The sequence below is a fragment of the Brevibacillus sp. LEMMJ03 genome, from assembly GCF_007197875.1.
Classification (GTDB): domain Bacteria; phylum Bacillota; class Bacilli; order Brevibacillales; family Brevibacillaceae; genus Brevibacillus; species Brevibacillus thermoruber.
The window spans coordinates 301,712-326,939 of the sequence record NZ_VKJN01000001.1; the positions used below are offsets into that span (position 1 = coordinate 301,712).

Here is a 25,228-nt window from a genome sequence, read left to right on the forward strand (position 1 = left end):
ATCGGTGGTGCGGCGGACCGGGGTTCCCGCAAAAATCTGGGCCCTGCCGGCTGCGGAGCAATCATCGCGAAGCGGCAGGCCATCTTTCAGGGAGGAATCGGGTGTGATCAACCAGGAACGATTGCTGAACGAGTTTCTGGAGCTCGTCCAAATCGACAGCGAGACCAAACATGAGGCGGCCATTGCCAAGGTGCTGAAGGAAAAATTGACGGACCTGGGCTTTACGGTGCAGGAAGACGACGCGGCTGCCAAAACAGGCCACGGCGCCAACAACCTGATCGCGACGCTGGAGGGCACCGCCCCAGGGCCGACCATTCTGTTCAGCAGCCACATGGACACGGTCGTGCCGGGCAGCGGCATCAAGCCGCAGGTGCGCGACGGTTACGTCTATTCCGACGGGACCACCATTCTCGGCGCCGACGACAAGGCCGGCATCGCCGCCATTTTCGAAGCGATGCGCACGCTGAAGGAGCAAAATTTGCCGCATCCGACGATCCAGGTCGTGCTCACGGTGGGCGAAGAATCCGGCCTCGTCGGTTCCCGCGCCATGGACGCCAGCCTGCTGAAGGCCGAAATGGGCTTTATCCTGGATTCCGAGGGACCGGTGGGCAAGATCACCGTCGCCGGAGCGGGTCAGTATCGGATTGTCACGAAAATCTACGGCAAGGCCGCTCACGCCGGCGTCAATCCGGAGGACGGCATCAGCGCCATTACCGTCGCCAGCAAGGCCATCTCCCGCATGCCGCTCGGCCGCATCGACGCGGACACGACCGCCAATGTGGGCCGCTTTGAAGGCGGCAAGGCATACAACATCGTGACCGACTACGTGGAAGTCTGGTCCGAGGCGCGCAGCCTGGTGATGGACAAGCTGGAGGCGCAGGTGAAAAAGATGACCACCGCCTTTGAAGAAGCGGCGGCGGAAATGGGAGCACGCTGCGAAAACGACGTGATCTTCATGTATCACGGCTACAAATACAGCGAAGAGACCCCGGTGGTGCAAAAGGCGATCGCCGCCGTGAAGCGCGTCGGCCGCGAACCGGAGCTGATTGCCAGCGGCGGCGGCAGCGACGGCAACGTGTTCAACGGGTACGGCATTCCGAGCGTCAACTTCGGCATCGGGTACGAAGAAATCCATACGAAAAACGAGCGCATGCCGATTGCGGAACTGAACAAGGCAGCGGAACTGGTGCTGGCGATCATCGCCGAAGTGCTGGAATAAGGAGCGCGGTGTGCGGGCCGGGATACCTGACAGGGGTCCCGGCCTTTTTTTGTGCGCGTGCGAGATTGTGCAAGGGAAAGGCTGGCCATGCCGCTTACGCGAAAGGACGCTCATCCCGGGAACACCTCGATGATTGGGACAAGCCATGCCGAACATAGACTGAACATGAGAAGACCCCTGAAACAAAGAAGGGGAGGAGGGGAGTGACATGCTTCGCGTGGCAGCGGGGATGGTGACAGAGGTACGGGAGAAGCGGCCGGGCGTGCAGATCCTGGAAGTGCGCCTGCACGACAGCGGCCTCGCCGAGCCGGCCGTCTCGTTTTTCGACGAGGAGTTCGCCGCGGGCGACGAAGTTCTGGTGAACACGACCGCCGTTCGGCTTCAACTGGGAACGGGCGGGTTCCACATCGTCATGGGGAAAACGGGGAGAACCGTCGAAACGGATCTGTCCCCAGGGGCATGGGGACACGTGATGAAAATGCGCTACGCGCCCTCGCAGCTTGCCGTCGATACGGTGGAAGAGCAGGACAGCCCGTACCACGAACGGTTCTGTGATGAGTCGCTTTCGCTGGAGGGAACACCTGTGCTGATCGGCGAACTGCACAGCCTGCTTCCGGCAGCCGCAGCGGCGGTCGCATGGGCGGCACCGGAAAAACGCCTGGTGTACGTGATGCCGGACGCCGCTTCGCTGCCGATCGCCCTGAGCCGACAGGTGGCGCGCCTGAAGTCGGCAGGCGTGCTGGCGGCAACCGTCACCACGGGACACGCCTGGGGCGGCGACCGGGAAACCGTGACAATCCACAACGGCCTCTTGGCGGCCCGGCATGTGGAACGGGCGGACGTGATCCTGTGCTTTCTCGGCCCGGGTGTGACCGGAACAGGGACGCCGCTGGGCTTTTCGGGCATGCAGTTGGCGGAGGTGATTCACGCCGTGTCCCTTTTGGGAGGCGTCCCCTTTTTCATCCCCCGTCTCAGCTTTGCCGATCCCCGCGAACGCCACTTTGGCGTCAGCCATCACACGCGGACCGTCCTTGGCCGATTTGCGCTGCGGCCGGTGCTGCTGGTGGTGCCCGCATTTTGCGACGGGCGCGACGACATTGTGCGCAGCCAAACGGCCGATCTGATCCGTGGCGGCAGCCATGTGCCCGTGAGCGAACCGGCGCCGGATCATGAACATCTGGAGCGGTTGGAGCGGACCTTTGGCCTGTCGTTTGTCACCATGGGCAGGCACTGGCGGGAAGATCCGGCCCCGTTTCAGGCGGCTGTCCTGGCCGGGGATCTCGCGGTGCGGAGCGCTCCCTTTTTGGCCGGGTGTGCTAGCGGCGGGAAACACCGCTGCGTCGGGCCAGATACTCTTGCAGCGTTAGCTCTTTTTTTGACCAGGAGCGGAGTGTAGCGCGGATTTCCCACACTTTGCCGACCATGCGCAGCTGCTTTTCGCTTACATAGGTTTTCATCCCTGTACGCCTCCGATACAATAAGGGTGGACAAGCGTCTTGCTCCCAACTTATGAGGCAGCCGGACGCGTTTAGAACCAGACCCTGCGAAAAAGGATGATGAGCGTGAGCGATCAAGACCGTTTTTACGAAAAGACCATCAGCAGCCAGCCGATTTACGACGGGCGGATTATCAAGGTAAAGGTGGATGAGGTGCTGCTGCCCAACGGCAGGACGGCAAAGCGGGAAATTGTCAATCACCAGGGAGCGGTGGCGGTTCTGCCGCTGACGCCGGACGGCAGGATGGTGGCCGTGCGCCAGTTCCGCAAACCGCTGGAGCGGACCATCGTGGAGATTCCGGCAGGAAAGCTGGAGCCGGGAGAAGAGCCGCTCGCCTGCGCCAAGCGCGAACTGGAAGAAGAGACGGGGTATCAGGCCGCCAAGTACGACCACCTCAGCTCGTTCTACACCTCACCGGGGTTTGCCGACGAAATCATGCACCTCTACGTGGCGACCGGCCTGACAAAAGGGGAAAGCCGGCCCGACGAGGACGAGTTTGTCGAGGTGCTGGAGCTGACGCTGGAAGAGGCGAAGGAACTGCATCGCACGGGAGAGATTTGCGACGCCAAGACCGTCGCGGCACTGTTTGCCTGGGAGAATCGGGTGCTGCATGAACGGGGTTGACAGCCGCCTGCCGCGCTACTTCTGTGACATGCACATCCACATCGGCGGAACGAACAGCGGCAAACCGGTCAAAATCACCGCGTCCCGGCAGATGACCCTGACGCGGATTCTGGAAGAAGCGTCCGAGCGGAAAGGCATGGACGTCATCGGGATCATCGACGCTCACGCCCCGGAGGTGCAGGAGGAGGTGATCGGCCTGCTGGAAAAGGGAGCGGCGGAAGAGCACAGGGACGGCGGCGTTCAGTACAAGCAGACCCTGCTGATTCTCGGATGCGAGGTGGAGATTAAGGAACCGGGACGGGGAGAGGCCCATTTCCTCTGTTACCTGCCGAGCGTGGGGGACATGCGGCTCTTCACCGACTGGCTCTCCCGCTGCTGCAAAAACGTCCATCTCAGCTCCCAGCGGATCGGCGCCACACTGCGGGAACTGCAGGAGAGGGTCGCCGAAGGGGGCGGCGTGCTGGTTCCGGCCCATATTTTCACGCCGCACAAAGGCTTGTACGGAAGCTGCACCGATTCGCTCGCGGAGGTGGCGGATCCCTCGCTGATCCCCGCCGTCGAACTGGGGCTCAGCGCCAATACGGACATGGCCGACCGGTTGACGGAACTGCATGACAAGACGTTCCTGACCAATTCCGACGCCCATTCGCTGGCGAAAATCGGCCGCGAGTACCAGGCGATCGCCATGGGCGAACGCTCGTTTCGGGAGTGGAAACGGGCCCTGCGCAGGGAAGCGGGGAGAGGCGTCGCGGTCAACTACGGTCTTCATCCGCAGTTGGGGAAATACCATCAGACCGCGTGCCAATCGTGCCAGTCGACGCTTCCGGCGGACGCCGTTGGCCGCTGTCCGCAGTGCGGCTTCAAACGGGTGGTCCGGGGTGTCTTTGACCGGATCGAACAGTTGGCTGATTGTCCGCCCGGCGTCCATCCGCTGTTTCGTCCCCCGTACGTGGAGCAGGTGCCGCTGGAGTTTATCCCCGGAGTCGGCCCCAGGCTGCGGGACAGGCTGTACCGCGCGTTTGGGACGGAGATGAACATTCTTCACCGGGTCGGCAGGGAGGAGTTGGCCGGCGTCGTCGGCGAGCGGATTGCGGACCTGATCGTCCAGGCTAGGGAAGGAAGGCTGAACGTCAAGGCCGGGGGAGCCGGCACGTACGGCAGGATCGTGCAGGCGGGCAAGGCATAGGCACCGGGGCTTCCGCATAAGCTGTACAGTAATCAGCGTTGCGGGAGGGGAACCGGCGTGCGGGAAAGAGTCGGACAAACAATCCAGGCATATGCGAAAGACCATCAGTCGCTTTATTGGTTCACGATCGTTCTGTTTGCGATGGGCATTATTTTTGGAGCGGTGATCGTCAATTCCTTGCCGCTTTCCCAGAGACAGGAGCTGTTCGGCTTTCTGCAGTACTTTTTCAACAATCTCGGCAGCCAGGGCATTCCCGAGCCGACGGCCCACTTCCAGCAGGCGTTCGGCCACTACGCGAAAACGGTGGGCATCCTGTGGGTGCTGGGGCTGTCCATCATCGGCCTGCCGATGATCCTTCTGCTGTTGTTTCTCAAAGGGGTGGTCGTCGGGTTTACGGTCGGCTTTCTGGTGAATCAGCTTCAGTGGCACGGCGTGACGCTGGCGATGGCGGGCGTGCTGCCGCAAAATCTGCTGGTGGTGCCGGCCCTCTTTATCGTCGGGGTGAGCGGCATCTCGTTTTCCCTGCGGCTGATCAAGACGCGGCTCCTGAGCAAACGGGACGTGATTCTGCCCCACTTCGTCGGCTACACCGTGCTGGTCGTCGCCATGCTGGCCGTCCTGACGGTGGCGGCGCTGTTCGAGACGTTCGTTTCCCCCCGGTTGATGCAGATGGTGCTTAATTAAGAATAATTCTCATCTAATAACGTATGCATTTGACTTCTGGAACACCCCTCTACTATAATAGGAGCAGGTTTCATGCGAGCGGGGAGGGGCACTTATGTTGGAAGAAAAGTTAGAGAAGATCAAGCAGCAACTACATTCCCAGAACTATAAACTGACGCCACAACGTGAAGCCACTGTTCGCGTTTTACTGGAAAACGAGGAAGATCACCTGAGTGCGGAAGACGTCTACCTCTTGGTCAAGGAAAAAGCCCCGGAAATCGGTCTCGCCACGGTGTATCGAACCCTGGAACTGTTGAGCGAGCTGAAGATCATTCACAAGATGAACTTCGGCGACGGGGTGGCCCGCTACGATCTGCGCGACGACAACGCCGAGTACCACCACCACCACCTGATCTGCCTGAACTGCGGCACGGTGGATGAGATCTTTGAAGACCTGCTTGTCTCCGCAGAGGAAAAGGTCAAGAATGTTTACAACTTTTATATTACCGACCATCGGCTCACCTTCTACGGCATTTGCCATCGCTGCATTGACAAGGTGAATGTGGAGGACTTCAAATAGAAAAACTTCTCTGTGACGGAGAAGTTTTTCTTTTTTTCCCGCGCCGGGTTATGGAGCGGGACGTCCGGTGGCATGATAAGGAAAGCGCAACGCGAGCCACAGGAGGCGAATGAGTGATGATCATCGGGGTGCCAAAGGAAATCAAGGACAACGAAAACCGCGTGGGGCTGACCCCCGCCGGAGTGAGCGCATACAAACAGGCGGGCCATCGCGTGCTGGTCGAGACGCAGGCGGGGACCGGCTCCGGTTTTTCCGACGAAGACTTTTCCACGGCCGGCGCGGAGATCCTCGGCAGCGCCAAGGAGGTATGGCAGCAGGCGGAAATGATCTGCAAGGTGAAAGAGCCGCTGCCTGCCGAATATGGGTTCTTTCGCGAAAACCTGATCTTGTTTACCTATCTGCATCTGGCGCCGGAGCGGGAGCTGACCGAGCAGCTTTGCGCCAAGAAAGTGGTGGCGATCGCCTACGAGACGATCCAGACCGATGACGGTTCCCTGCCGCTGTTGATGCCGATGAGCGAGGTGGCCGGCCGCATGTCGGTGCAGATCGGCGCGCAGTTCCTGGAAAAGCCGCACGGAGGCAAGGGAGTCCTGCTGGGGGGCGTCCCCGGTGTCACGCCGGCCAACGTGGTCATCGTCGGCGGCGGCATCGTCGGGACCAATGCAGCCAAAATGGCGGTCGGCCTGGGGGCGCAGGTGACGATTCTCGACATCAACGCCAACCGGCTGCGCGAACTGGACGATCTGTTCCAGGGACGGCTGCGGACGCTGATGTCCAACCAGTACAACATCGCGCAGGCGGTGAAGGAAGCCGACCTCCTGATCGGGGCCGTCCTGATCCCCGGATCGCGGGCGCCCAAGCTGGTGAAGGAGGAGATGGTCAAGTCAATGTCCCCCGGATCGGTCATCGTCGACGTGGCGATCGATCAGGGAGGCTCGATCGAGACGGTGGACCGGATTACCACGCACAGTGAACCGACATACGTCAAACACGGCGTCGTCCACTACGCGGTGGCCAATATGCCGGGAGCGGTGCCGCGCACGTCGACAATCGCCCTGAGCAATGTTACAATACCCTACGGCCTGCAGTTGGCGAACAAAGGGTATCGCGCCGCCATCGCGCAAAACCGGGCGCTCGCCCGCGGTGTCAACGTGCTGAACGGCCACGTGGTGTACGAAGCGGTGGCCACATCGCTGAATCTGCCGTATGTGCCGCTGGATGACGCGCTGCACGACCTGCCGGTGTAGCGTTCCGAATGGAGCGGGGGACAGGCGCATATACTGGAGGTAACACGGAAGCGGGGAGGATTGGCATCGATGCGATTTCCGTTTCGGCGGCTGATGGAGATACTCCGGTTTTTCCTCCTGTTCGTTACCTGCACGCTGTTGTCCTACGGGATCATCAGCCTGCTGTCCGACAGGTTCATGCCAGGCGATCCCTACCGCGAACCGCACGGCAATGCCGTCAAAGTGGTGAAGCTGATCAATGCCCAGGGGTCCGAAGATTGGGACGGGTACCTGGCCCGGCTGCAGTTGTTTTACCTGACGGGAGAGTAACGGTCACCTTTTTCGCGGGAAAAAAGAGGACTTTTCCGCTCCGCGTGGAAAGCATAACAAGACACTTACCTGAAGGGGAACAGCTTCATGGACATGCTGATCGATCAATTCATCCATTTCCTTGCTGTGGAAAAGGGGCTGTCGCCCAATACGCTCGAATCGTATCAGCGGGATATGGTTGCCTATACGGCTTACCTGCAGGAGCAGGGGGTGAACCGTATCGAGGACTCCACGCGGAGCCAGATTATCGGCTATCTGATGACCCTGCAGGAAAAGGGGCGGGCCACGGCCACCCTGTCCCGCAACCTGGCGTCCATCCGGGCCTTTTATCAATTTCTCGTCCGCGACAAATACATAGACAAGGACCCGTCCATCCATCTGGAGACCCCCAAAATCGAAAAGCGCCTGCCCAAGGTGCTCTCGGTCGAAGAAGTGGAACGGCTTCTCGACAGCCCGCCGGTCAACTCCCCGGCGGGGCTGCGCGACAAAGCGATGCTGGAACTGCTTTACGCGACCGGCATCCGCGTCTCCGAACTGGTCAACCTGGATGTGAGCGACGTCAACCTGGAGATGGGATTCGTCAAATGCATGGGCAAGGGGTCCAAAGAGCGGATCATCCCGCTCGGCTCCGTCGCCATTCAAATGGTTCGCCACTACCTGCAGGCGGGGCGGCCGAAGCTGTTGAAGGAGCCGGGCGAGACCGCCCTGTTTCTCAACCATCTGGGCAAGCAGATCACCCGGCAGGGGTTCTGGAAGATCATCAAGCGCTACGCGCAGAAGGCCAACATCCGGACGGAAATCACGCCGCACACGCTGCGCCACTCGTTTGCCACGCACCTGTTGGAAAACGGCGCGGATCTCCGGTCGGTTCAGGAAATGCTGGGTCACGCGGACATCTCCACGACGCAGATCTACACCCATGTGACCCGTTCGCGCATCAAGGACATTTACGCCAAAACCCACCCGAGAGCATAGTCTCTCTTTTTTTCCTCGTCAGACGTCTGACGACTGAACACTTGGATGATTGTTGCAGGAGGCGGTTCACATGCCACGATTTTCTCGAGTCTTTTTAATTGTGATGGACAGCGTCGGAATCGGGGAGCTGCCGGATGCGGCCCGCTTCAACGACGAAGGCGCCCATACGCTGGGCCATATCGCCGAACGCGTCGACGGCTTTGTCGTGCCCCATCTGCAGGCGCTCGGCCTGGGCAATATCGCCCCGCTGCGGAACGTCCCGGCAGCGGAGGCTCCCAAGGCGCACTGGGGGAAAATGAAAGAGATCTCCATCGGCAAGGACACGACGACGGGACACTGGGAGATCATGGGCCTGCACGTGTCCACGCCGTTTCGCACCTATCCGAACGGCTTTCCCGCCGAGCTGATCCGCGAATTTGAGCAGCGGATCGGGCGCAAGGTGCTGGGCAACAAGGTGGCGTCCGGCACGGAGATCATCGAGGAGCTGGGCGAGGAGCACATGCGGACCGGCGACGTGATCGTCTATACCTCGGCCGACAGCGTGTTCCAGGTGGCGGCGCACGAAGAAGTGGTGCCGCTGGAAGAGCTGTACCGGATCTGCCAGATCGCCCGCGAGCTGACGCTGCGGGACGAATTTGCCGTCACCCGCGTCATCGCCCGTCCGTTCGTCGGCAAGCCAGGGGCGTTTGTGCGCACGGCCAACCGGCATGATTACTCCGTCAAGCCGTTTGCGCCGACGGTCATGAACCGGCTTGTGGAAGCGGGGCTGACGTCGATTGCGATCGGCAAAATCAGCGACATTTACGCCGACGAGGGCATCACCCGCTCCATCCGGACCAAGGACAACATGGACGGCGTGGACCAGCTGCTGAAGACGATGAACGAGGAGTTTACCGGCTTGAGCTTTGTCAACCTGGTCGACTTTGACGCCAAGTTTGGCCACCGCCGCGATCCCGAAGGCTACGGCCGGGCGCTGATGGAGTTTGACGCCCGCATTCCGGAGCTTCTCGGCGCGCTTGGCGACGGCGACCTGTTGATCATCACCGCCGATCACGGCAACGACCCGGTTCACCACGGCACGGACCACACCCGCGAATACGTGCCGCTTCTGGTCTACCACAAGGGCATCGTTCAGGGAAGCGATTTGGGCGTTCGCGGCACGTTTGCCGACGTCGGCGCCACGATTGCCGAAAACTTTGGCGTCAAGGCGCCGGAGATCGGGGAAAGCTTTTTGGCCAGACTGTAAACGGATGAAAGAATGGGATCGAGAGGGGAAAACACGATGAGCAGCGTACAGGAGGCAGTTGCCTACATCCAACCGAAACTGACGGAAAAACCGACGATCGGCCTGGTGCTCGGCTCCGGTCTGGGCGTACTGGCGGACGAGATCGAAAATCCGGTCGTCATCCCGTACCACGAGATTCCCGGCTTTACCGTCTCCACGGTGGTCGGACACAAAGGACAGCTTGTCATCGGCAGCCTGCAGGGCAAGCAGGTCGTGGCCATGCAGGGGCGCTTCCATTATTACGAAGGTCACGGACTGGACGCGGTGGTGTTCCCGATCCGCGTCATGAAACAGCTCGGCGTGGAGACGATCATCGTCACCAACGCCGCCGGCGGGATCAACGAGAGCTACAAGCCGGGCAACCTGATGCTGATTCGCGACCACATCAACATGACGTTCCGCAACCCGCTGATCGGCCCCAACGACGACACGCTCGGCCCCCGTTTCCCCGACATGTCGGAGGCCTATTCCAAATCGCTTCGCGCGGTGGCCAAAGAGGTGGCGGCGGAGCTGGGCATCGAGCTGCAGGAAGGGGTCTACGTCGGGCTGCTGGGGCCGAGCTACGAGACGCCGGCGGAGATCCGCATGCTGCGGATTCTCGGAGGAGACGCCGTCGGCATGTCGACCGTGCCGGAGGTGATCGCGGCCCGTCACATGGGGATGAACGTGCTCGGCATTTCCTGCATCAGCAACATGGCGGCCGGCATTTTGGAACAGCCGCTTTCCCACGATGAAGTAATGGAGACGACCGAACGGGTGAAGGCACAGTTCCTGTCACTCGTGAACGGGATTGTGGCGAAATTGTAGGCAGACAGCAGTACAACAGGTTGAGGTGAAGCAGCATGCGCATGGTGGATATCATTGCGAAGAAACGGGACGGCAAGGAGCTGAGCACGGAGGAGATTCGGTTTCTCGTCGACGGCTATACGAATGGAAGCATTCCCGACTACCAAATGTCCGCCTGGGCCATGGCCGTGCTCTTCCGCGGCATGACGCCGCGCGAGACCGGCGATTTGACCATGGCGATGGCTGAATCCGGGGAGCAGTTGGACCTGACGTCCATCCCTGGAGTAAAAGTGGACAAACACAGCACCGGCGGCGTGGGCGACAAGACGACGCTGGTCGTGGCGCCGCTGGTGGCGGCCGCCGGCATTCCCGTGGCCAAAATGTCCGGCCGCGGCCTGGGGCACTCGGGCGGAACAATCGACAAGCTGGAGTCGTTTGCCGGGTTTCAGGTGGAACGCACCCGCGAGCAGTTCCTCCAGCAGGTGCGGGACATCGGCGTGGCCGTCATCGGTCAGTCGGGCAACCTGACTCCCGCCGACAAAAAGCTGTACGCCCTGCGTGACGTAACCGCCACGGTGGAAGCGGTGCCGCTGATCGCCAGCTCGATCATGTCCAAAAAGATCGCGGCGGGAGCGGACGCCATCCTGCTCGATGTAAAAGTGGGCAAAGGCGCGTTCATGAAGACGCTGGAAGAAGCGGAGACGCTCGCCCGCGCAATGGTGGACATCGGCAGCCAGGTGGGGCGCAGGACGGTGGCCGTCATCAGCGACATGAACCAGCCGCTGGGCTTTGCCGTGGGCAACGCGCTGGAAGTGAAAGAGGCGATCGAGACGCTCGCCGGAAACGGTCCCAAGGACTTGACGGAATTGGCGTTGGCGATCGGGGCGCGCATGCTCATGCTGGGCGGGCTGGCATCGTCCGTGGACGAAGGGCGCGGCCGTCTGGAGGAGATCATCGCCAGCGGCAAAGCCGTGGATAAACTGGCGCAAATGGTACAGGCACAGGGCGGCGACAAGCGCGACGTGTACGAACCGGACCGCCTGCCCAAAGCGGGATTGACCGCACAGGTCACGGCGAAACAGGACGGCTATCTGGCCGGGATCGACGCCGAGACGGTCGGACACGCCTCCGTCGTGCTGGGAGCGGGCCGCTTGACCAAGGAGATGCCGATTGACCTGGCCGTCGGCATCGTGCTGCACAAAAAGCGGGGGGATCAGGTGCGCGCCGGCGAACCGCTGGCCACCCTGCACGCCAACGACGAGCGCCTGCTGCAAAATGCCCTGCAGGAAATGGACGAAGCGTTTGCGTACAGCAGCGAGCAGCCGCCGGAACAGCCGCTCATTTACAAGATTGTGGAATAAAAAGGGAACATGCTTGGAGCCGACCCGTTCGGCGGAACAGGGGGTGCGGTCGATGCCGCACGCCCTGTTTGCATAGAGCGAGAACGGCGGAGAGTGAAGAGCGGTTGCGGTTTTTCCGCGATTCGGATTGAAATGTGCGATTCTCGATAAATTTTTATTGATTAATCAACTGAATTGCGGTTCAATGGAAGAAAAGAGCCTTGCGCAAAAATATAAAAAATTATTTATTGTTAGGAATGAGTTTATAATTTTTTATAATTCTACTTGTCAAATTTCGTTGACACCATTAACAATTGCGTATATTTTTAAGGTGACAGGCAAAATGTTAACGATTTTTTCGAATTTCGTAAAAAACTGATGGAGGTTCTACAAAAATCGTATTTATGAGAAAGCTGGACCATGTTGATAAACAGATCCTGCAGATCCTCCAGGAAGACGGAAGACGACCCTATACCGAAATTGCTCATCAACTTGGCTTGAGCGAGGGCACCATCCGTTCGCGCATCACCCGCCTGTTGCAAGATGGCGTGTTCCAGTTCGTCATTCACCCCGATCCGGAAAAGCTGGGTCTGCACGTTCAGGCCATTATCGGACTGACCACCAAGCTGGGGTCGCAAAACAGCGTGGCCGAGGAGCTGAGCAAGTTTCCCGAGGTGCGGTTCGTGGGTGCGTTCAGCGGCAAGCACGACTTGATCATTCAAGCGTGTTTCCATAATAACGATGAACTCATAACCTTCGTCAACGAGCGCCTCTCGCAAATTGAAGGAATCGCTGCGGCCGACGTGTCGCTGGAACTGAAGCAGTACAAGGATTCCTTCTCTTTCGTTCGTGACGACGAAGTGCCGATCCAGTGAAAGGAGTTGATGCCAGCCGAAGTCATTTGCCGCACTTGTCCATTCGTCGTTTTTGAATTTTCTGAAAAAAGACAAAAAAAGAAACAGACAAAAAAGAACTGTGTATTGGGGGTTATTGCGTTGAAAAAGAGCATTTTTGCACTTGTCAGCTCCATAGCCGTTCTCGGTGCGGCCTTGGCCGGTTGCGGCGGACAGCAAGCATCCACGGGCGACCAAAACGCGCCTGCCGGTCAGCAGCCTGCCGCAAACGCAGAGAAGAAACCGCAGCTTCTGAGACTGAACCTGCATTCCGAGCCGCCGACGGCTGACCCGGGCATTGCGGAAGACACGACGTCCGGTGCGATCATTCAGGCGACGTTCGACGGCCTGACCCGGATTGGCAAGGACGGCAAAACGCCGGAGCCGTCCGTAGCGGAAAAAATTGACGTTTCCGAAGACGGTCTGACGTACACGTTCCACCTGCGCGACAGCAAGTGGAGCAACGGCGATCCGGTAACGGCACATGACTTCGAATACGCGTGGAAGCGCGCGCTCGATCCGAAAACCGCGTCCAACTACGCGTATCAGCTCTACTACGTGAAAAACGGCGAAGCCTACAACAAGGGGAAAGCCAAAGCGGAAGACGTCGGCGTGAAAGCGCTGGACGACAAGACGCTGGAAGTGAAACTGGAAAACCCGACTCCGTTTTTCCTTGAATTGACCACGTTCAGAACGTATTATCCGGTCAATAAAAAAGTGGTCGAAGCGAATCCGAAGTGGGCGAACGAAGCGAGCACCCACGTGGGCAATGGCCCGTTCAAGATGGAGTCGTGGGAGCACAAGAGCAAGATGGTGCTCGTGAAAAACGACAATTACTGGGACAAGGACAACGTAAAACTGGACCGCATCGAGTTCTCCATGGTGGAAGACGAGACCACCGAGCTGTCCATGTTTGAAAACGGCGAGCTCGACTGGGCCGGCGCGCCGATGAGCAATCTGCCGACGGATGCCATCCCGGCGCTGAAAGACTCCGGCAAGATGACGACCCAGCCGATCGCGGGTACGTACTGGTACAAGTTTAACACCGAGAAGCCGCCGTTCAACAACGTGAAGATCCGCAAGGCATTTGCCTACGCGATCGACCGCCAGTCCCTGATTGACAACATCCTGCAGGCCGGCCAGCTCCCCGCCATGGGCGCAGTGCCTCCGTCGATGGCGCTGAACAAGGACGGCTACTTCAAGGACAACGACGTGGAAACGGCGAAAAAGCTTCTGGCCGAAGGCATGCAGGAGCTGGGCATTTCCAAGCTGCCGCCGATCACCCTGTCGTACAACACGAACGAAGGGCACCAAAAGATCGCCCAGGCGATTCAGGACCAGTGGAAGAAAAATCTCGGCGTAGAAGTGAAGCTGGAAAACAAAGAGTGGAAGGTGTACCTGGAAGACCTCCACGAAGGGAAATTCCAGATCGGCCGCATGGGCTGGCTGGGTGACTTCAACGACCCGATCAACTTCCTGGAGCTGTACAAAGAGAAGGATGGCGGCAACAACGACACCCGTTGGGAAAATCCGAAGTTCAAGGAGCTGCTGAACCGATCCGCGAAGGAGTCCGGAGAGCAGCGCTTGAAGACCCTCGCCGAAGCGGAAGCGATCCTGATGGACGAAATGCCCATCATGCCGATCTATTTCTACACCCTTTCCTGGGTGAAGGACGACGATGTCAAAGGCGTCGTGATCGATGGTCTGGGCGGAGTCGACTGGAAATGGGCGTACATTGAGTAATCTCGATTTCCCCGCCGCCTGAGCGGTTCCCAGAAGGAAACCGGTTCTGCAGGGATAAGGTATATGGAACCCCATATACCTTATCTTTTGCGGGCCGGTTCCAAAGAGACAGACGGCAGCAGGCCGATAGAGAGAGAAGATGGGTGCAAGAGATCGAACCAAAGGGTTATTTGCACTGCCGATTTTTGCACTGCATTCCGCGCGAACGCAGTGCAAAGATGGGTCGTGAAAGCAACAAACAATCTGCAAGGGGGTAAGTTTTTTGATCCGTTATCTTGGCAAGCGTATCTTTTTCATGCTTCTCTCGCTTTTCCTGATCGTAACGGCCACCTTCTTCATCATGAAGGCGGTGCCGGGCGGTCCGTTCACGTCGGAAAAAAACGTTCCGGACGAAATTCGTGCCGCGCTGGAGGCCAAATACAAGCTGAACCTGCCGCTGCACGAGCAGTATCTCGATTACTTGAAGGGCATCATCACCTGGGATTTGGGACCGTCTTTCACGGAAAAATCCTCTACGGTCAATGACATGATCAACCGCGGCTTCCCCGTGTCGGCACACCTGGGTGCGCAAGCGCTGCTGCTGGCTGTCTTCGGAGGCATTACGCTGGGGGTCATCGCGGCGTTGAAACACAACAAATGGCAGGACTATACCGCCATGGTGATCGCCGTGCTCGGATTGTCTGTTCCCGGCTTTATCCTTGCATCATTTTACCAATATTTCTTTGCAATTAAATGGGGCTGGTTTCCTATTGCGAAGTGGGAAGGGTTTGAGTACACCATCCTGCCTTCTCTCGCGCTGTCTGCGATGCCGATGGCGTTTATCGCCCGCCTGACCCGTTCCAACATGCTGGAAGTGTTGAGCCAGGACTACATCAAGACGGCCAAAGCGAAAGGCCTCAACACGTTTACGATTACCGTGAAGCACGCGATTCGCAACGCTCTCCTGCCTGTCATTACCTACCTGGGTCCGCTTGTTGCCAACATTTTGACGGGTGCGTTTGTCATCGAGCGCATTTTCGGGGTCCCCGGACTGGGACGCGAGTTCGTTCTCTCCATCACGAACCGCGACTACACCGTCATCATGGGGACGACGGTGTTCTACTCGATTATTCTCGTCGCGGCGGTTCTGCTCGTAGACATCGCGTACACCCTGGTTGACCCTCGGATCAAGCTGAGTGACACAGGAAGGGAGTAATGATTCATGCAACTGACGAAAGAGCATTTCGAGCCAATATCCGTCGACCTTCGCCAGGCGGAGGAAATCAAGCGTCCCAGCCTCTCTTTCTGGGCGGACGTCTGGCGCCGGCTGAAAATGAACAAGGTGGCCATGGCCTCCCTGATCTTTATCCTGCTGCTGGTCGCCTGTGCCATTTTCATCCCGATCTTCAGTTCCCACGACTATTATACGACCAACCTGGCCGGCAAGAACAAACCGCCGTCGGCCGAACACTGGTTTGGGACCGACGACTTGGGGCGTGACGTGTTCGTCCGCGTCTGGTACGGTGCCCGCATCTCGCTGGAAGTAGGGTTTGCCGCAGCCCTCATCGACTTGATCATCGGGATGATCTGGGGCGGCATTGCCGGTTTCTACGGCGGCAAAGTGGATGAAATCATGATGCGCATTGCCGATATTCTGTACGCGATTCCGTACCTGCTGGTGGTCATTCTGCTCATGGTGGTGATGGAGCAGGGGGTTGTGACGATCATCATCGCCCTGACCATTACCGGCTGGATCGGGATGGCGCGGATTGTCCGCGGACAGATCCTCCAGTTGAAAGCACAGGAGTTTGTCCTGGCCGCCCGTTCCCTCGGTGCGGACAACAACCGTCTGATCTTCAAGCACCTGATCCCCAACGCGCTGGGGCCGATTATCGTGACGTTGAGCTTGACCGTTCCGACCGCGATCTTTACCGAGTCGTTCCTTTCCTTCATCGGATTGGGGGTTTCCGCGCCGGTCGCATCGTGGGGCACGATGTCGTCCGAAGGCTTGGCGGCGATGAAGTACTATCCGTGGCGGCTGATGTTCCCGGCCCTCTTCATCTCCGTTACGATGTTGGCATTTAACCTGTTCGGTGACGGTCTGCGCGACGCCGTAGACCCACGCTTGCGCAAATAGGAGGGATCATCGCAATGGAACGCATTCTTGAAGTGAAAGACCTACATGTCTCCTTCCACACGTACGCGGGGGAAGTAAAAGCGGTACGCGGCGTGAACTTTCACGTAAACAAGGGGGAAGCGGTCGCGATCGTAGGGGAGTCCGGCTGCGGCAAGTCCGTGACGGCGCAGACCCTGATGAAACTGATTCCCATGCCGCCGGGTGAAATCAAAAAAGGGGATATCATCTTTAACGGCCAGAGCATCGTCAAGAAGTCGAACAAAGAGATGGAAGCGATTCGCGGCAAGGAAATCGGGATGATTTTCCAGGACCCGATGACCTCGCTGAACCCGACGCTGACGGTCGGCAACCAGATTATGGAAGGGTTGATCAAGCACCAAAAGATGACGCGCGCCGCCGCCCGTGCGCGTGCCATCGAACTCTTGACCATGGTCGGCATCCCGCAGCCGGAAAAGCGCGTAGACCAGTATCCGCACGAATTTTCCGGGGGGATGCGGCAGCGCGCCATGATCGCCATTGCGCTCGCTTGTTCGCCCAAGCTGCTGATTGCGGACGAACCGACCACGGCGCTGGACGTGACGATTCAAGCGCAGATTTTGGACCTGATGAAAGACCTGCAGAAAAAGACGGGCACGTCCATCATCCTGATCACGCACGACCTGGGTGTCGTGGCCGAGATGTGCGACCGCGTCATCGTCATGTACGCCGGCAAGGTGATTGAGACGGGAACGGTCGACGACATCTTCTACAACCCGCAGCATCCGTACACCAAAGGGCTGCTGCGCTCCGTTCCGCGCCTGGACCTGAAACGCGACGAGCCGCTTACGCCGATTTTCGGCACTCCGCCGGACCTGCTTCGTCCTCCTGTCGGCTGCGGATTTACCGCCCGCTGCGAATCGGCCATGCGCGTCTGCCAGGAGTACGATCCTGAACTGAAAGAAATCAGCTCGACGCAGCGCGCCGCCTGCTGGCTGCAGCACCCGCTGGCGCAAAACCGCGCAGGATCGTAAGAGGAGGGGTAACCAGTGGAGAAACGCGATACGCTGATTGAAGTGCGCAACCTGAAAAAATTTTTCAAGATCGGTGACAATACCCTGAAAGCCGTAAACGATCTGTCATTTGAGATCAAGCGCGGCGAAACGCTCGGCGTGGTAGGGGAGTCCGGCTGCGGCAAGTCCACGGCCGGCCGTACCATCCTTCGTTTGTACGAGCCTACGGCAGGCGACGTCCTGTTTGAAGGCCAAAGCGTGATGAAGCTGAACCATCAGGAAATGAAAGCGATGCGCCGCAACATGCAGATGATTTTCCAGGATCCGTACGCGTCGCTCAACCCGCGGATGACGGTGGGCGACATCATCGGAGAGGCGCTGGACATTCACGGCCTGGCATCCGGCCAGAAGCGCAAGGAACGAATCCAGGAGCTGCTTTCGCTGGTCAGCCTGAACCCGGAGCACATGAACCGGTTCCCGCACGAATTCTCCGGCGGCCAGCGCCAGCGGATCGGGATTGCCCGCGCATTGGCCGTCGAGCCGAAGTTTATCGTCTGCGACGAGCCGATCTCCGCGCTGGACGTGTCGGTGCAGGCACAGGTGGTCAATCTGCTGCAGCAGCTTCAGGAAAAGATGGGCCTGACCTACATGTTCATCGCCCACGACCTGTCGATGGTGAAGTACATCTCCGACCGCGTCGCCGTCATGTACCTTGGCAAAATGGTGGAGCTGGCCGATAGTGAGAAGCTCTACGAAAAACCGCTCCATCCGTACACCCAGGCGCTGCTGTCGGCCATCCCGATTCCGGACCCGGAAGTGGAGCGCAAACGGGAGCGCATCGTCCTGCAGGGCGACGTGCCCAGTCCGATGAATCCGCCGAGCGGCTGCCATTTCCGCACCCGCTGCCCGAAGGCGATGCCGGAATGCGCCGCTGTCGAGCCGGTTTGGAAAGAAGTGGAACCGGGCCATTTCGCGGCCTGCCATTTATACAACTAGAAACGCGAGGACAGGTATTCCCGATCAATCCGATTGGGAATCCTGTTTTTCCTGACAACACTGCACAATGTGGCCTCTGCGAAACGACCGGGTATCACACCCTGAACGTGTTCGTGGAGGCTTTTTTCTTTACCGCCTGCCTGGCATAATATGGAGCTGCTGATTGAAAAAGGGGGCTGTTGCTCATGCGGAAAATACGACTGCCGCGTTTTCGAGAAATGCGTTTTCGAGGAATTCGAGGAATACGTTTTGGAGGAAAGGGAAAGTCTCTGAGTTGGCTGCGTGATGCGCCCCGGGTGCTGGGGTCGCTGAAGGAACAGCTCCAAGGGTCCCTCGCCACCCAAATGATTGCGTTTGGCATTATTCTTGTTTTGGTCATTATTGGTTCCCTTCAATACATAGCGCTGTCCCTTTCCAAGTCGACGCTGATCGGGATCACGTCCGCCCAGGCGAAAATGCTGGCGGAACAGCATGCCGCCAGCATGGAAGACTGGATTCAGGACATGATGAACTCTACGCTGGATACGGCGTCCAAGCGCGTAATGACGACGGAGATGGAGCCGCTGATCATGGAGCAGTTCCATCTGCTGCGTCAAAGTCACAAGGAGATTGCGAAAATCTACCTGGTGGATACGGCCAGCGGAAAAGCACTGTACTCGCTTACGGGGCGAAGCGAGACTGATTTCAAGCAGAAGAAGTTCGTTCAACAGGCCGTCTCGACAGCGGCCCCAGTCATCTCGGATGAAGAGATCGTGCAGGGCAGCGACAGAAGCTATCTCTACCTCGCCGCGCCGGTCGGCGAGAAAAACAAGGATACCTCCCGCGTGCTGGTGGTCGGCTTTACGATTGAGCCGATCGTCAGCAAAGTAGAGTCGATTCCGTTCATGCAGGCCGGGTACGCGTTTGTGGTGCGGCCGGACGGGCTGGTGATCGCCCACCACGACCGCGAACACAACGGAAAGCTTTCGTTGGCCGAAAATGGCGACTACGAGGAGATGCTCGAGCTGGCAGGACAAAAGCAAAGCAGCAGCCTGCTGTACGAAGCGGACGGGACGGACTCCTTCGCAGCGCTGGCGCCCATCCCGTCGCTCGGCTGGAGTGTCGTCCTGACCACCGGCACCGACGAGGTGTACGGCGACGTAAACGGCATGGGGCTCTACTTCGCCCTGATCAGCCTTCCCGTCATTGCCCTGTCGGCCCTGCTGATCTGGTGGTTCGCCAAGCGCATCCGCCAGTCGCTGTACGCCATCGCCCAGGACATGGAGCGCATCGGTGCCGGACGGTTTGACGTGGAGGTCGAAGTCAAAGGCAGCGACGAACTGGCCATGGTGGGACGAAAAATGAACGAAATGGTGGCGGAACTGCGCACGCTGATCTCCCTCGTGCAGGGACAAGCCGCCCGATTGAACGCGGCTGCCGACGAGCTGTCGGTCTTTGCGCAGCAAAACAAAGGGGCCATTCAGCTCATTACGGAAAACGTCACCACCATTTCCGAGCGGGTCTCCCTGCAAACGGGCGAGGTGGCGGCGGCCGTCCGAACCGTATCGGAGATTTCCCAAGGGGTGGAACAAGTGGCGGTAGCGGCTGAATCGACGACGCTGGCCACGACACGCACCTTCGAGCGGGCTCAGGACGGGATGGAACTGGTGAAAAATGTCATCTCCACAGTCCGGCAGGCGACCGGTGAAGTGGAGCGGACGGCCCGGCAGATGCATGGCCTGCGCGACCGGGCCCGCCAGATCACCAGCATCGTGGAGATGATCAGAAGCATCGCCTCGCAGACCAACCTGCTGGCGCTCAATGCGGCAATCGAGGCAGCTCGCGCCGGCGAGGCGGGACGCGGCTTTTCCGTCGTCGCCAGCGAAGTGCGGAAGCTGGCGGAAGAGAGCAGCGCCTTCTCCGAACGCATCGCCTCCATCGCCCATTCGATCAACGACGACGCGATGGGCATGAGCACCCACATGGACGAGATCGTCGCGATGGTCGGCGACGGACTGCAGTCCGTGGAGTCGGTGGGCGTCGCCTTCCAGCACATCGTCTCCGACATCCAGTCGGCGGCGGAGCAGAGCGAAGCGATGTCGGCCGCTTCGGAAGAGATGGCCGCCGGCAACCAGGTGGTAACCAGCTCGATGCACCGGCTCTCCGCCATGTCGGACGAGATCAACCAGTCCCTGAGCGGCGTCGTGGAAACGGTCGACGAACAACTGAACGCTATCGCGCGAATCAGCGAAAATGTGGAACAACTGAAAACACTGGCAGACGAATTGTCCGACAACGTTCGCAAGTTTGTCATCTGAATGCGGCCCCCTTTCGTCCAGGCGAAGGGGGCTTAGTGTGCAGACAAAGACTGCTGGGGGGGAGAAGCACGTTTCCGGCATCCGCTCCATGCTCGCCCAGCAGGGACGCATAGACTGCACGCTCCGCACCGATTTGCGGGGGATCGCCAAAGTAGCATCGCTACGAAGCCCCTTCAGAGGTGGCGCTCCTTTTTCCCGCAAATCGATGCTCCGCTCGGTAGGGCTCACAAGTCGCTCTGCTGGAAACATGCTTCTCCTTCGATACAATCGGTTTGTCCGCAATCTGCGGCCCCCTTTCGCCCAGGCGAAGGGGGATTTTTTTGTGCCGAAACGCCGTTTTCCCCCTTGTGAATATTTTCCTGTCCGATTGGTGAGAATAAAACCATGAATGGAGGGAAGGGGATGCTATGAAAAGGACGCTGTATCTGGGTTTGTGTGTGTTCGTCACATGTGTTGCTTTCTTTTCTCCGATGGCGGTGGCTGCCAACGAAAAGCCCGCACCCGATCAAAAGGAGATGAACTTCGCGCCGCGCGCGACGTCCGCCATCTTGATGGAAGCGGATACGGGAACCGTTTTGTTCGAGAAGAACGCGCATGAAAAACTGCCTCCCGCCAGCATCACCAAAGTGATGACCCTGCTTCTGATCATGGAAGCGCTGGATCGGGGCGAGATCAAGCTTACCGACAAGGTTCGCACCAGCGAACGGGCGGCGTCGATGGGGGGCTCGCAAATTTTTTTGCAGCCCGGGGAAGAAATGACTGTCGATGACATGATCAAGGGCATCGCGATCGCGTCCGGCAATGACGCCTCCGTCGCCATGGCAGAGCATCTGGGCGGCACGGAAGAGGCGTTTGTGGCCCGGATGAACGAGCGAGCCAAGCAGCTCGGCATGAAGAATACGCATTTTGTGAACTCCAACGGCCTGCCGGCCCCCGATCATTACTCCTCGGCGATGGACATTGCGATCATGTCCCGCGAGCTGTTGAAACATGAACTGATCACCAAATATACCGGGACCTATCAGGACTATCTGCGAAAAGACTCGGACAATCCGTTCTGGCTCGTCAACACCAACCGTCTCGTCCGGTTTTACGAAGGGGTGGACGGACTGAAGACGGGCTACACCAGCGAAGCCAAATACTGTCTGACGGCAACCGCCAAGCGCAACAACATGCGGGTCATCGCCGTCGTGATGGGAGAACCCGACACCAAGACGCGCAACGCGGAAGTGTCCACGCTGTTCACCTACGCGTTTACCCACTTCCAGGTGCAGCCGGTCTACAAAAAGGGAGAAGTGGTGCAGCCGATCACCGTGGACAAGGGAAAGCATCCGCAGGTGAACGTCATCACGCCGCAAGCGGTCAGTCTGCTGATGAAGCGGGGCGAATCGCCTGATCACTTCACCAGGGAGGTCGTCTTGAATCCGACGGTGTATGCGCCCGTCAGCAAGGACCAGATTGTCGGTCACATCTTCATCCGAACCAAGGAAGGCAAAGAAGTGAGCCGAATTGATCTCTATCCGGAGCAATCGATAGAGAAGGCAGGCATGTGGGAGATTCTCAAGCGAACCACAAAACACGTCTTGATTGGCTACTGAACAGACATCACGATCGCGAAAAGAATCGAGTTGCCACGAATGTGACCTTCGGCTGCTCGATTTTTTTGTTCTTTTGTCGCCTGGCAGGAAATGGAACGGGCCTGGAAGAAAAGAGAGAGAACTACGGGATGAAGGAGAGTGTGTCAGCCATGAGTCTACGCATCGCCACGGAAACCAAGCAGGACGTGCTGGTCGTCCGTTTGCAGGGAGAACTGGATCACCACACGGCGGAAGAACTGCGCAGCAAAGTGGATGAGATCCTGCGCAATCCGCATATACGCCACATCGTACTCAGTCTGGCCGATTTGGCGTTTATGGACAGCTCTGGCATCGGAGTCATTCTCGGCCGATACAAGCAGATTTCCGCCCGCTCCGGCGAAATGGTCGTGTGTTCGATCAATCCGACCATCTACCGGATTTTTGAGATGTCGGGCCTGTTCAAGGTGATCAAGTTCCGCGAAAGCGAAGCGGAAGCGCTGCACGTACTGGGGGTGGCGTAAGATGACCAAGCGCAATTTCATGACGGTGTCGTTTGCCGCACTGAGCCAAAACGAGGCGTTTGCCCGCGTGGCCGTCGCATCGTTCATCTCGCAGTTGGATGTGACGGTCGAGGAGTTGGAAGAAATCAAAACGGTTGTGTCCGAAGCGGTTACCAACGCGATCATTCACGGGTACGACGAAAACGCGGAAGGCGTGGTCCGCATCTCCGTCAGCATCGAAGACGGCCTGGTCGATTTGGTGGTGGAAGACCAAGGTAAAGGCATCGAGGACGTCGATCTGGCCATGCAGCCGCTCTACACCAGCAAGCCGGAACTGGAACGCTCCGGCATGGGCTTTACCATCATGGAAAATTTCATGGACACGCTGGAGGTGGTGACAGCCGTCGGAAAAGGAACCACCGTTCGCCTGACCAAACGCCTTTCGTGTGCCAAAGCCTTGCAAAATTAGGGGTAGTGCCAATGGGTGCCGATATCAAAAATGCCAGTCAGCCCTTTCTGACCAATGATCAAGTAAAAGAATTGATTGCCAAAAGCCAGAATGGAGATGCCGAGGCCCGCGAGCTTCTCGTCAACAGCAACATCCGGCTGGTGTGGTCTGTCGTCCAGCGCTTTATCAACCGCGGCTACGAGGCGGACGACCTGTTCCAGATCGGATGCATCGGCCTGCTGAAAGCCGTGGACAAGTTTGACCTGGCGTACGACGTCAAATTTTCCACGTACGCCGTGCCGATGATCATCGGGGAAATTCAGCGGTTTTTGCGCGACGACGGGACGGTCAAGGTGAGCCGCTCGCTCAAGGAGACGGCCAACAAGGTGCGGCGGACAAAAGACGAGCTGTACAAAGTGTACGGCCGGTCGCCGACCATTTCGGAAGTGGCGGAGGCGGTGGGCATCACGCCGGAAGAGGTGGTGCTGGCCCAGGAAGCGAGCAGGGCGCCGTCGTCGATTCACGAAACGGTGTTTGAAAACGACGGCGATCCGATTACGCTGATTGACCAGATTGCCGACGACGGCGTCAACCGATGGTTTGAAAAAATCGCTCTGAAGGACGCCATCAGCCGGCTGAACGAGCGGGAGCAGCTCATTGTCTATCTGCGCTACTACAAGGACCAGACCCAATCGGAAGTGGCAGAGCGGCTGGGCATCTCGCAAGTGCAGGTATCGAGGCTGGAAAAGCGCATTTTGCAGACGATCAAGGACCAGATTGAGCAGTAAGCTCGTCTGGTCTTTTTTTGTGGCCGCACAAACGTTTTCCCTAACTGCATGACCGGGCCGGCAAACGGCGCATACTAGCGGAAGATCGGCAGGGCACAAAGGAGGGGTTGACGTGCAAGAACCTTTGTTTCTGCGACTGCGAAAACGGTTGTCTGTCAAACCGCAGGCGGTGATCACCCTGGGAGACATCTGCCAGCTCTATTGGGACGGGGAGCGGGAGGCGGCATTGGCGAGGATGCCTGTCTATCGCGTCCGGCCGGAAGACGGCGATTTGATCATCATCGATATCATGCAGGTGATTCGCAAGATCCGGACCGCCTATCCGGAAGCCAGTCTGGAGATTCAGGGATCGACGCAGATCATCGTGGAAGTGCTCAACCCGCGGAAACGACCCAAACCGGTGCTGGTAGCCGCGGTATGGCTGCTGCTGTTCGTCGGGTCGGGTCTCGCGATCATGAACTTTCATACGGACGTGAGCATGCTTCAGGTCCATCAGCGGATCCACTACCTGATTACCGGGCAGGCAAGCGAGCAGCCGCTGTGGCTGCAAATCCCCTATTCGATCGGGATCGGACTGGGGATGGTGCTGTTTTTTAATCACTTGTTTAAAAAACGGATCACGGAAGAACCCAGTCCGCTGGAGGTGGAGCTGTTCATGTATCAGCAAAGCCTGGACCAGTATTACATCCAGCACGAAAACAAGGAAAACGAGCGGACCAAATCATGAACGCCTGGCAGTATCTGCTGCTGGTGCTGATCGGACTGGGAGGGGGAGTGGCTGTCGGCAGCGGATTCGTCGCCTTTATCACCGTGCTGGACATCATTCCGCGTCTGACGCAGTTGACCAATGCCCACCGCCACATACGGGCGCTGGAATGGGCGCTGGTGGCCGGGGCCCTCTTTTTTACGATGGCTGACTTTTTTCAATGGGTGGCCCGTCTGCCGCTGGTGACCACCTCTCTGTACGGCCTCTTGGCCGGTGTGTTCGTGGGCACGCTGGCGGCGGGATTGACCGAAGTGCTGAACGTGTTTCCGATTTTGGCGAAAAGGCTGAACGTGGACGAAAAGCTGATCGTCCTGCTGATGGCGATGGTTTTTGGAAAGATCGGCGGTTCGCTCCTGCAGTGGCTGCTTCGCTTGTAATCGCGTGGAAAATACAGCCATTCATAGA

General features: G+C 58.6%; 25 protein-coding genes and 1 pseudogene. 25 read left to right on the top strand and 1 reads right to left on the bottom strand.

Annotated elements, in window-relative coordinates:
* Nucleotides 1-103 precede the first annotated feature (103 nt).
* Entirely contained in the window at nt 104-1,219 is a 1,116-nt protein-coding gene (locus FOI68_RS01455) for a M20/M25/M40 family metallo-hydrolase (RefSeq protein ID WP_029099511.1), read from the top strand.
* 208 nt (nt 1,220-1,427) lie between these two features.
* Nucleotides 1,428-2,615, top strand: coding sequence for a DUF3866 family protein (locus tag FOI68_RS01460; RefSeq protein ID WP_143862129.1), 1,188 nt, complete (start codon nt 1,428-1,430; stop codon nt 2,613-2,615).
* Between the two features lie 7 nt (nt 2,616-2,622).
* Here the strand turns inward: FOI68_RS01460 and FOI68_RS24210 are convergent.
* Nucleotides 2,623-2,676 (bottom strand): annotated as a pseudogene (locus FOI68_RS24210) (Z-ring formation inhibitor MciZ); the annotation flags it as partial.
* 105 nt (nt 2,677-2,781) lie between these two features.
* Here FOI68_RS24210 and FOI68_RS01470 point away from each other — a divergent pair.
* From FOI68_RS01470 to FOI68_RS01580, 23 genes are all read left to right on the top strand, one after another.
* Nucleotides 2,782-3,339 carry an NUDIX domain-containing protein gene (locus FOI68_RS01470; protein ID WP_143862130.1) on the top strand — a complete coding sequence of 186 codons (558 nt, stop codon included), beginning with the start codon at nt 2,782-2,784 and terminating at the stop codon, nt 3,337-3,339.
* Nucleotides 3,326-4,525: an endonuclease Q family protein gene (locus FOI68_RS01475; protein ID WP_143862131.1), complete on the top strand. Its 1,200-nt coding sequence runs from the start codon at nt 3,326-3,328 to the stop codon at nt 4,523-4,525. Before FOI68_RS01470 ends, FOI68_RS01475 begins: the two co-directional genes overlap by 14 nt.
* A 57-nt stretch (nt 4,526-4,582) precedes the next feature.
* Nucleotides 4,583-5,209 carry a stage II sporulation protein M gene (spoIIM, locus tag FOI68_RS01480; RefSeq protein ID WP_143862132.1) on the top strand — a complete coding sequence of 209 codons (627 nt, stop codon included), beginning with the start codon at nt 4,583-4,585 and terminating at the stop codon, nt 5,207-5,209.
* A 94-nt stretch (nt 5,210-5,303) separates the two neighbouring features.
* Complete coding sequence (gene fur, locus FOI68_RS01485; protein WP_035289716.1) at nt 5,304-5,768, top strand: ferric iron uptake transcriptional regulator; 465 nt, start codon at nt 5,304-5,306, stop codon at nt 5,766-5,768.
* 116 nt (nt 5,769-5,884) lie between these two features.
* The gene (gene ald / locus FOI68_RS01490) at nt 5,885-7,015 is read left to right on the top strand and encodes an alanine dehydrogenase (RefSeq protein WP_143862239.1); all 1,131 of its coding nucleotides are present in this window, start codon (nt 5,885-5,887) and stop codon (nt 7,013-7,015) included.
* Between the two features lie 69 nt (nt 7,016-7,084).
* A complete protein-coding gene (locus FOI68_RS01495; protein ID WP_029099518.1) occupies nt 7,085-7,324 on the top strand; it encodes a YqzK family protein in 240 nt (79 codons plus the stop codon).
* An 87-nt stretch (nt 7,325-7,411) separates the two neighbouring features.
* Nucleotides 7,412-8,299 (top strand): site-specific tyrosine recombinase XerD, encoded by an 888-nt coding sequence (xerD, locus tag FOI68_RS01500; RefSeq protein WP_065066249.1) that lies wholly within the window; start codon nt 7,412-7,414, stop codon nt 8,297-8,299.
* A gap of 70 nt (nt 8,300-8,369) precedes the next feature.
* The gene (gene deoB / locus FOI68_RS01505) at nt 8,370-9,545 is read left to right on the top strand and encodes a phosphopentomutase (RefSeq protein ID WP_143862133.1); all 1,176 of its coding nucleotides are present in this window, start codon (nt 8,370-8,372) and stop codon (nt 9,543-9,545) included.
* A gap of 36 nt (nt 9,546-9,581) precedes the next feature.
* On the top strand, nt 9,582-10,391 hold the full coding sequence (locus tag FOI68_RS01510; protein ID WP_029099521.1) for a purine-nucleoside phosphorylase: 810 nt from the start codon (nt 9,582-9,584) through the stop codon (nt 10,389-10,391).
* A gap of 35 nt (nt 10,392-10,426) precedes the next feature.
* Complete coding sequence (locus FOI68_RS01515) at nt 10,427-11,731, top strand: pyrimidine-nucleoside phosphorylase (protein ID WP_044898944.1); 1,305 nt, start codon at nt 10,427-10,429, stop codon at nt 11,729-11,731.
* A 383-nt stretch (nt 11,732-12,114) separates the two neighbouring features.
* Complete coding sequence (locus FOI68_RS01520; RefSeq protein WP_029099523.1) at nt 12,115-12,585, top strand: Lrp/AsnC family transcriptional regulator; 471 nt, start codon at nt 12,115-12,117, stop codon at nt 12,583-12,585.
* A gap of 120 nt (nt 12,586-12,705) precedes the next feature.
* Nucleotides 12,706-14,346, top strand: coding sequence for a peptide ABC transporter substrate-binding protein (locus FOI68_RS01525; RefSeq protein ID WP_143862134.1), 1,641 nt, complete (start codon nt 12,706-12,708; stop codon nt 14,344-14,346).
* 262 nt (nt 14,347-14,608) lie between these two features.
* Complete coding sequence (locus FOI68_RS01530) at nt 14,609-15,541, top strand: ABC transporter permease (RefSeq protein WP_035297890.1); 933 nt, start codon at nt 14,609-14,611, stop codon at nt 15,539-15,541.
* 6 nt (nt 15,542-15,547) lie between these two features.
* Entirely contained in the window at nt 15,548-16,462 is a 915-nt protein-coding gene (locus tag FOI68_RS01535; protein ID WP_035297888.1) for an ABC transporter permease, read from the top strand.
* Nucleotides 16,463-16,476: 14 nt separating this feature from the next.
* On the top strand, nt 16,477-17,472 hold the full coding sequence (locus FOI68_RS01540; RefSeq protein ID WP_044898942.1) for an ABC transporter ATP-binding protein: 996 nt from the start codon (nt 16,477-16,479) through the stop codon (nt 17,470-17,472).
* A 15-nt stretch (nt 17,473-17,487) separates the two neighbouring features.
* The gene (locus FOI68_RS01545; protein ID WP_035297887.1) at nt 17,488-18,447 is read left to right on the top strand and encodes an ABC transporter ATP-binding protein; all 960 of its coding nucleotides are present in this window, start codon (nt 17,488-17,490) and stop codon (nt 18,445-18,447) included.
* 296 nt (nt 18,448-18,743) lie between these two features.
* Nucleotides 18,744-20,744: a methyl-accepting chemotaxis protein gene (locus tag FOI68_RS01550; RefSeq protein WP_255433308.1), complete on the top strand. Its 2,001-nt coding sequence runs from the start codon at nt 18,744-18,746 to the stop codon at nt 20,742-20,744.
* Between the two features lie 407 nt (nt 20,745-21,151).
* On the top strand, nt 21,152-22,342 hold the full coding sequence (locus FOI68_RS01555) for a D-alanyl-D-alanine carboxypeptidase family protein (RefSeq protein WP_044898940.1): 1,191 nt from the start codon (nt 21,152-21,154) through the stop codon (nt 22,340-22,342).
* A 149-nt stretch (nt 22,343-22,491) separates the two neighbouring features.
* Nucleotides 22,492-22,842, top strand: a complete 351-nt coding sequence (gene spoIIAA, locus FOI68_RS01560; RefSeq protein WP_029099532.1) for an anti-sigma F factor antagonist — start codon at nt 22,492-22,494, stop codon at nt 22,840-22,842.
* A 1-nt stretch (nt 22,843) separates the two neighbouring features.
* Entirely contained in the window at nt 22,844-23,290 is a 447-nt protein-coding gene (gene spoIIAB, locus FOI68_RS01565; RefSeq protein ID WP_029099533.1) for an anti-sigma F factor, read from the top strand.
* 11 nt (nt 23,291-23,301) lie between these two features.
* The gene (gene sigF, locus FOI68_RS01570; RefSeq protein WP_035297881.1) at nt 23,302-24,057 is read left to right on the top strand and encodes an RNA polymerase sporulation sigma factor SigF; all 756 of its coding nucleotides are present in this window, start codon (nt 23,302-23,304) and stop codon (nt 24,055-24,057) included.
* Nucleotides 24,058-24,169: 112 nt separating this feature from the next.
* Nucleotides 24,170-24,784 carry a stage V sporulation protein AA gene (locus FOI68_RS01575; protein WP_035297879.1) on the top strand — a complete coding sequence of 205 codons (615 nt, stop codon included), beginning with the start codon at nt 24,170-24,172 and terminating at the stop codon, nt 24,782-24,784.
* Entirely contained in the window at nt 24,781-25,200 is a 420-nt protein-coding gene (locus FOI68_RS01580; protein ID WP_029099536.1) for a stage V sporulation protein AB, read from the top strand. Before FOI68_RS01575 ends, FOI68_RS01580 begins: the two co-directional genes overlap by 4 nt.
* Nucleotides 25,201-25,228 lie beyond the last annotated feature (28 nt).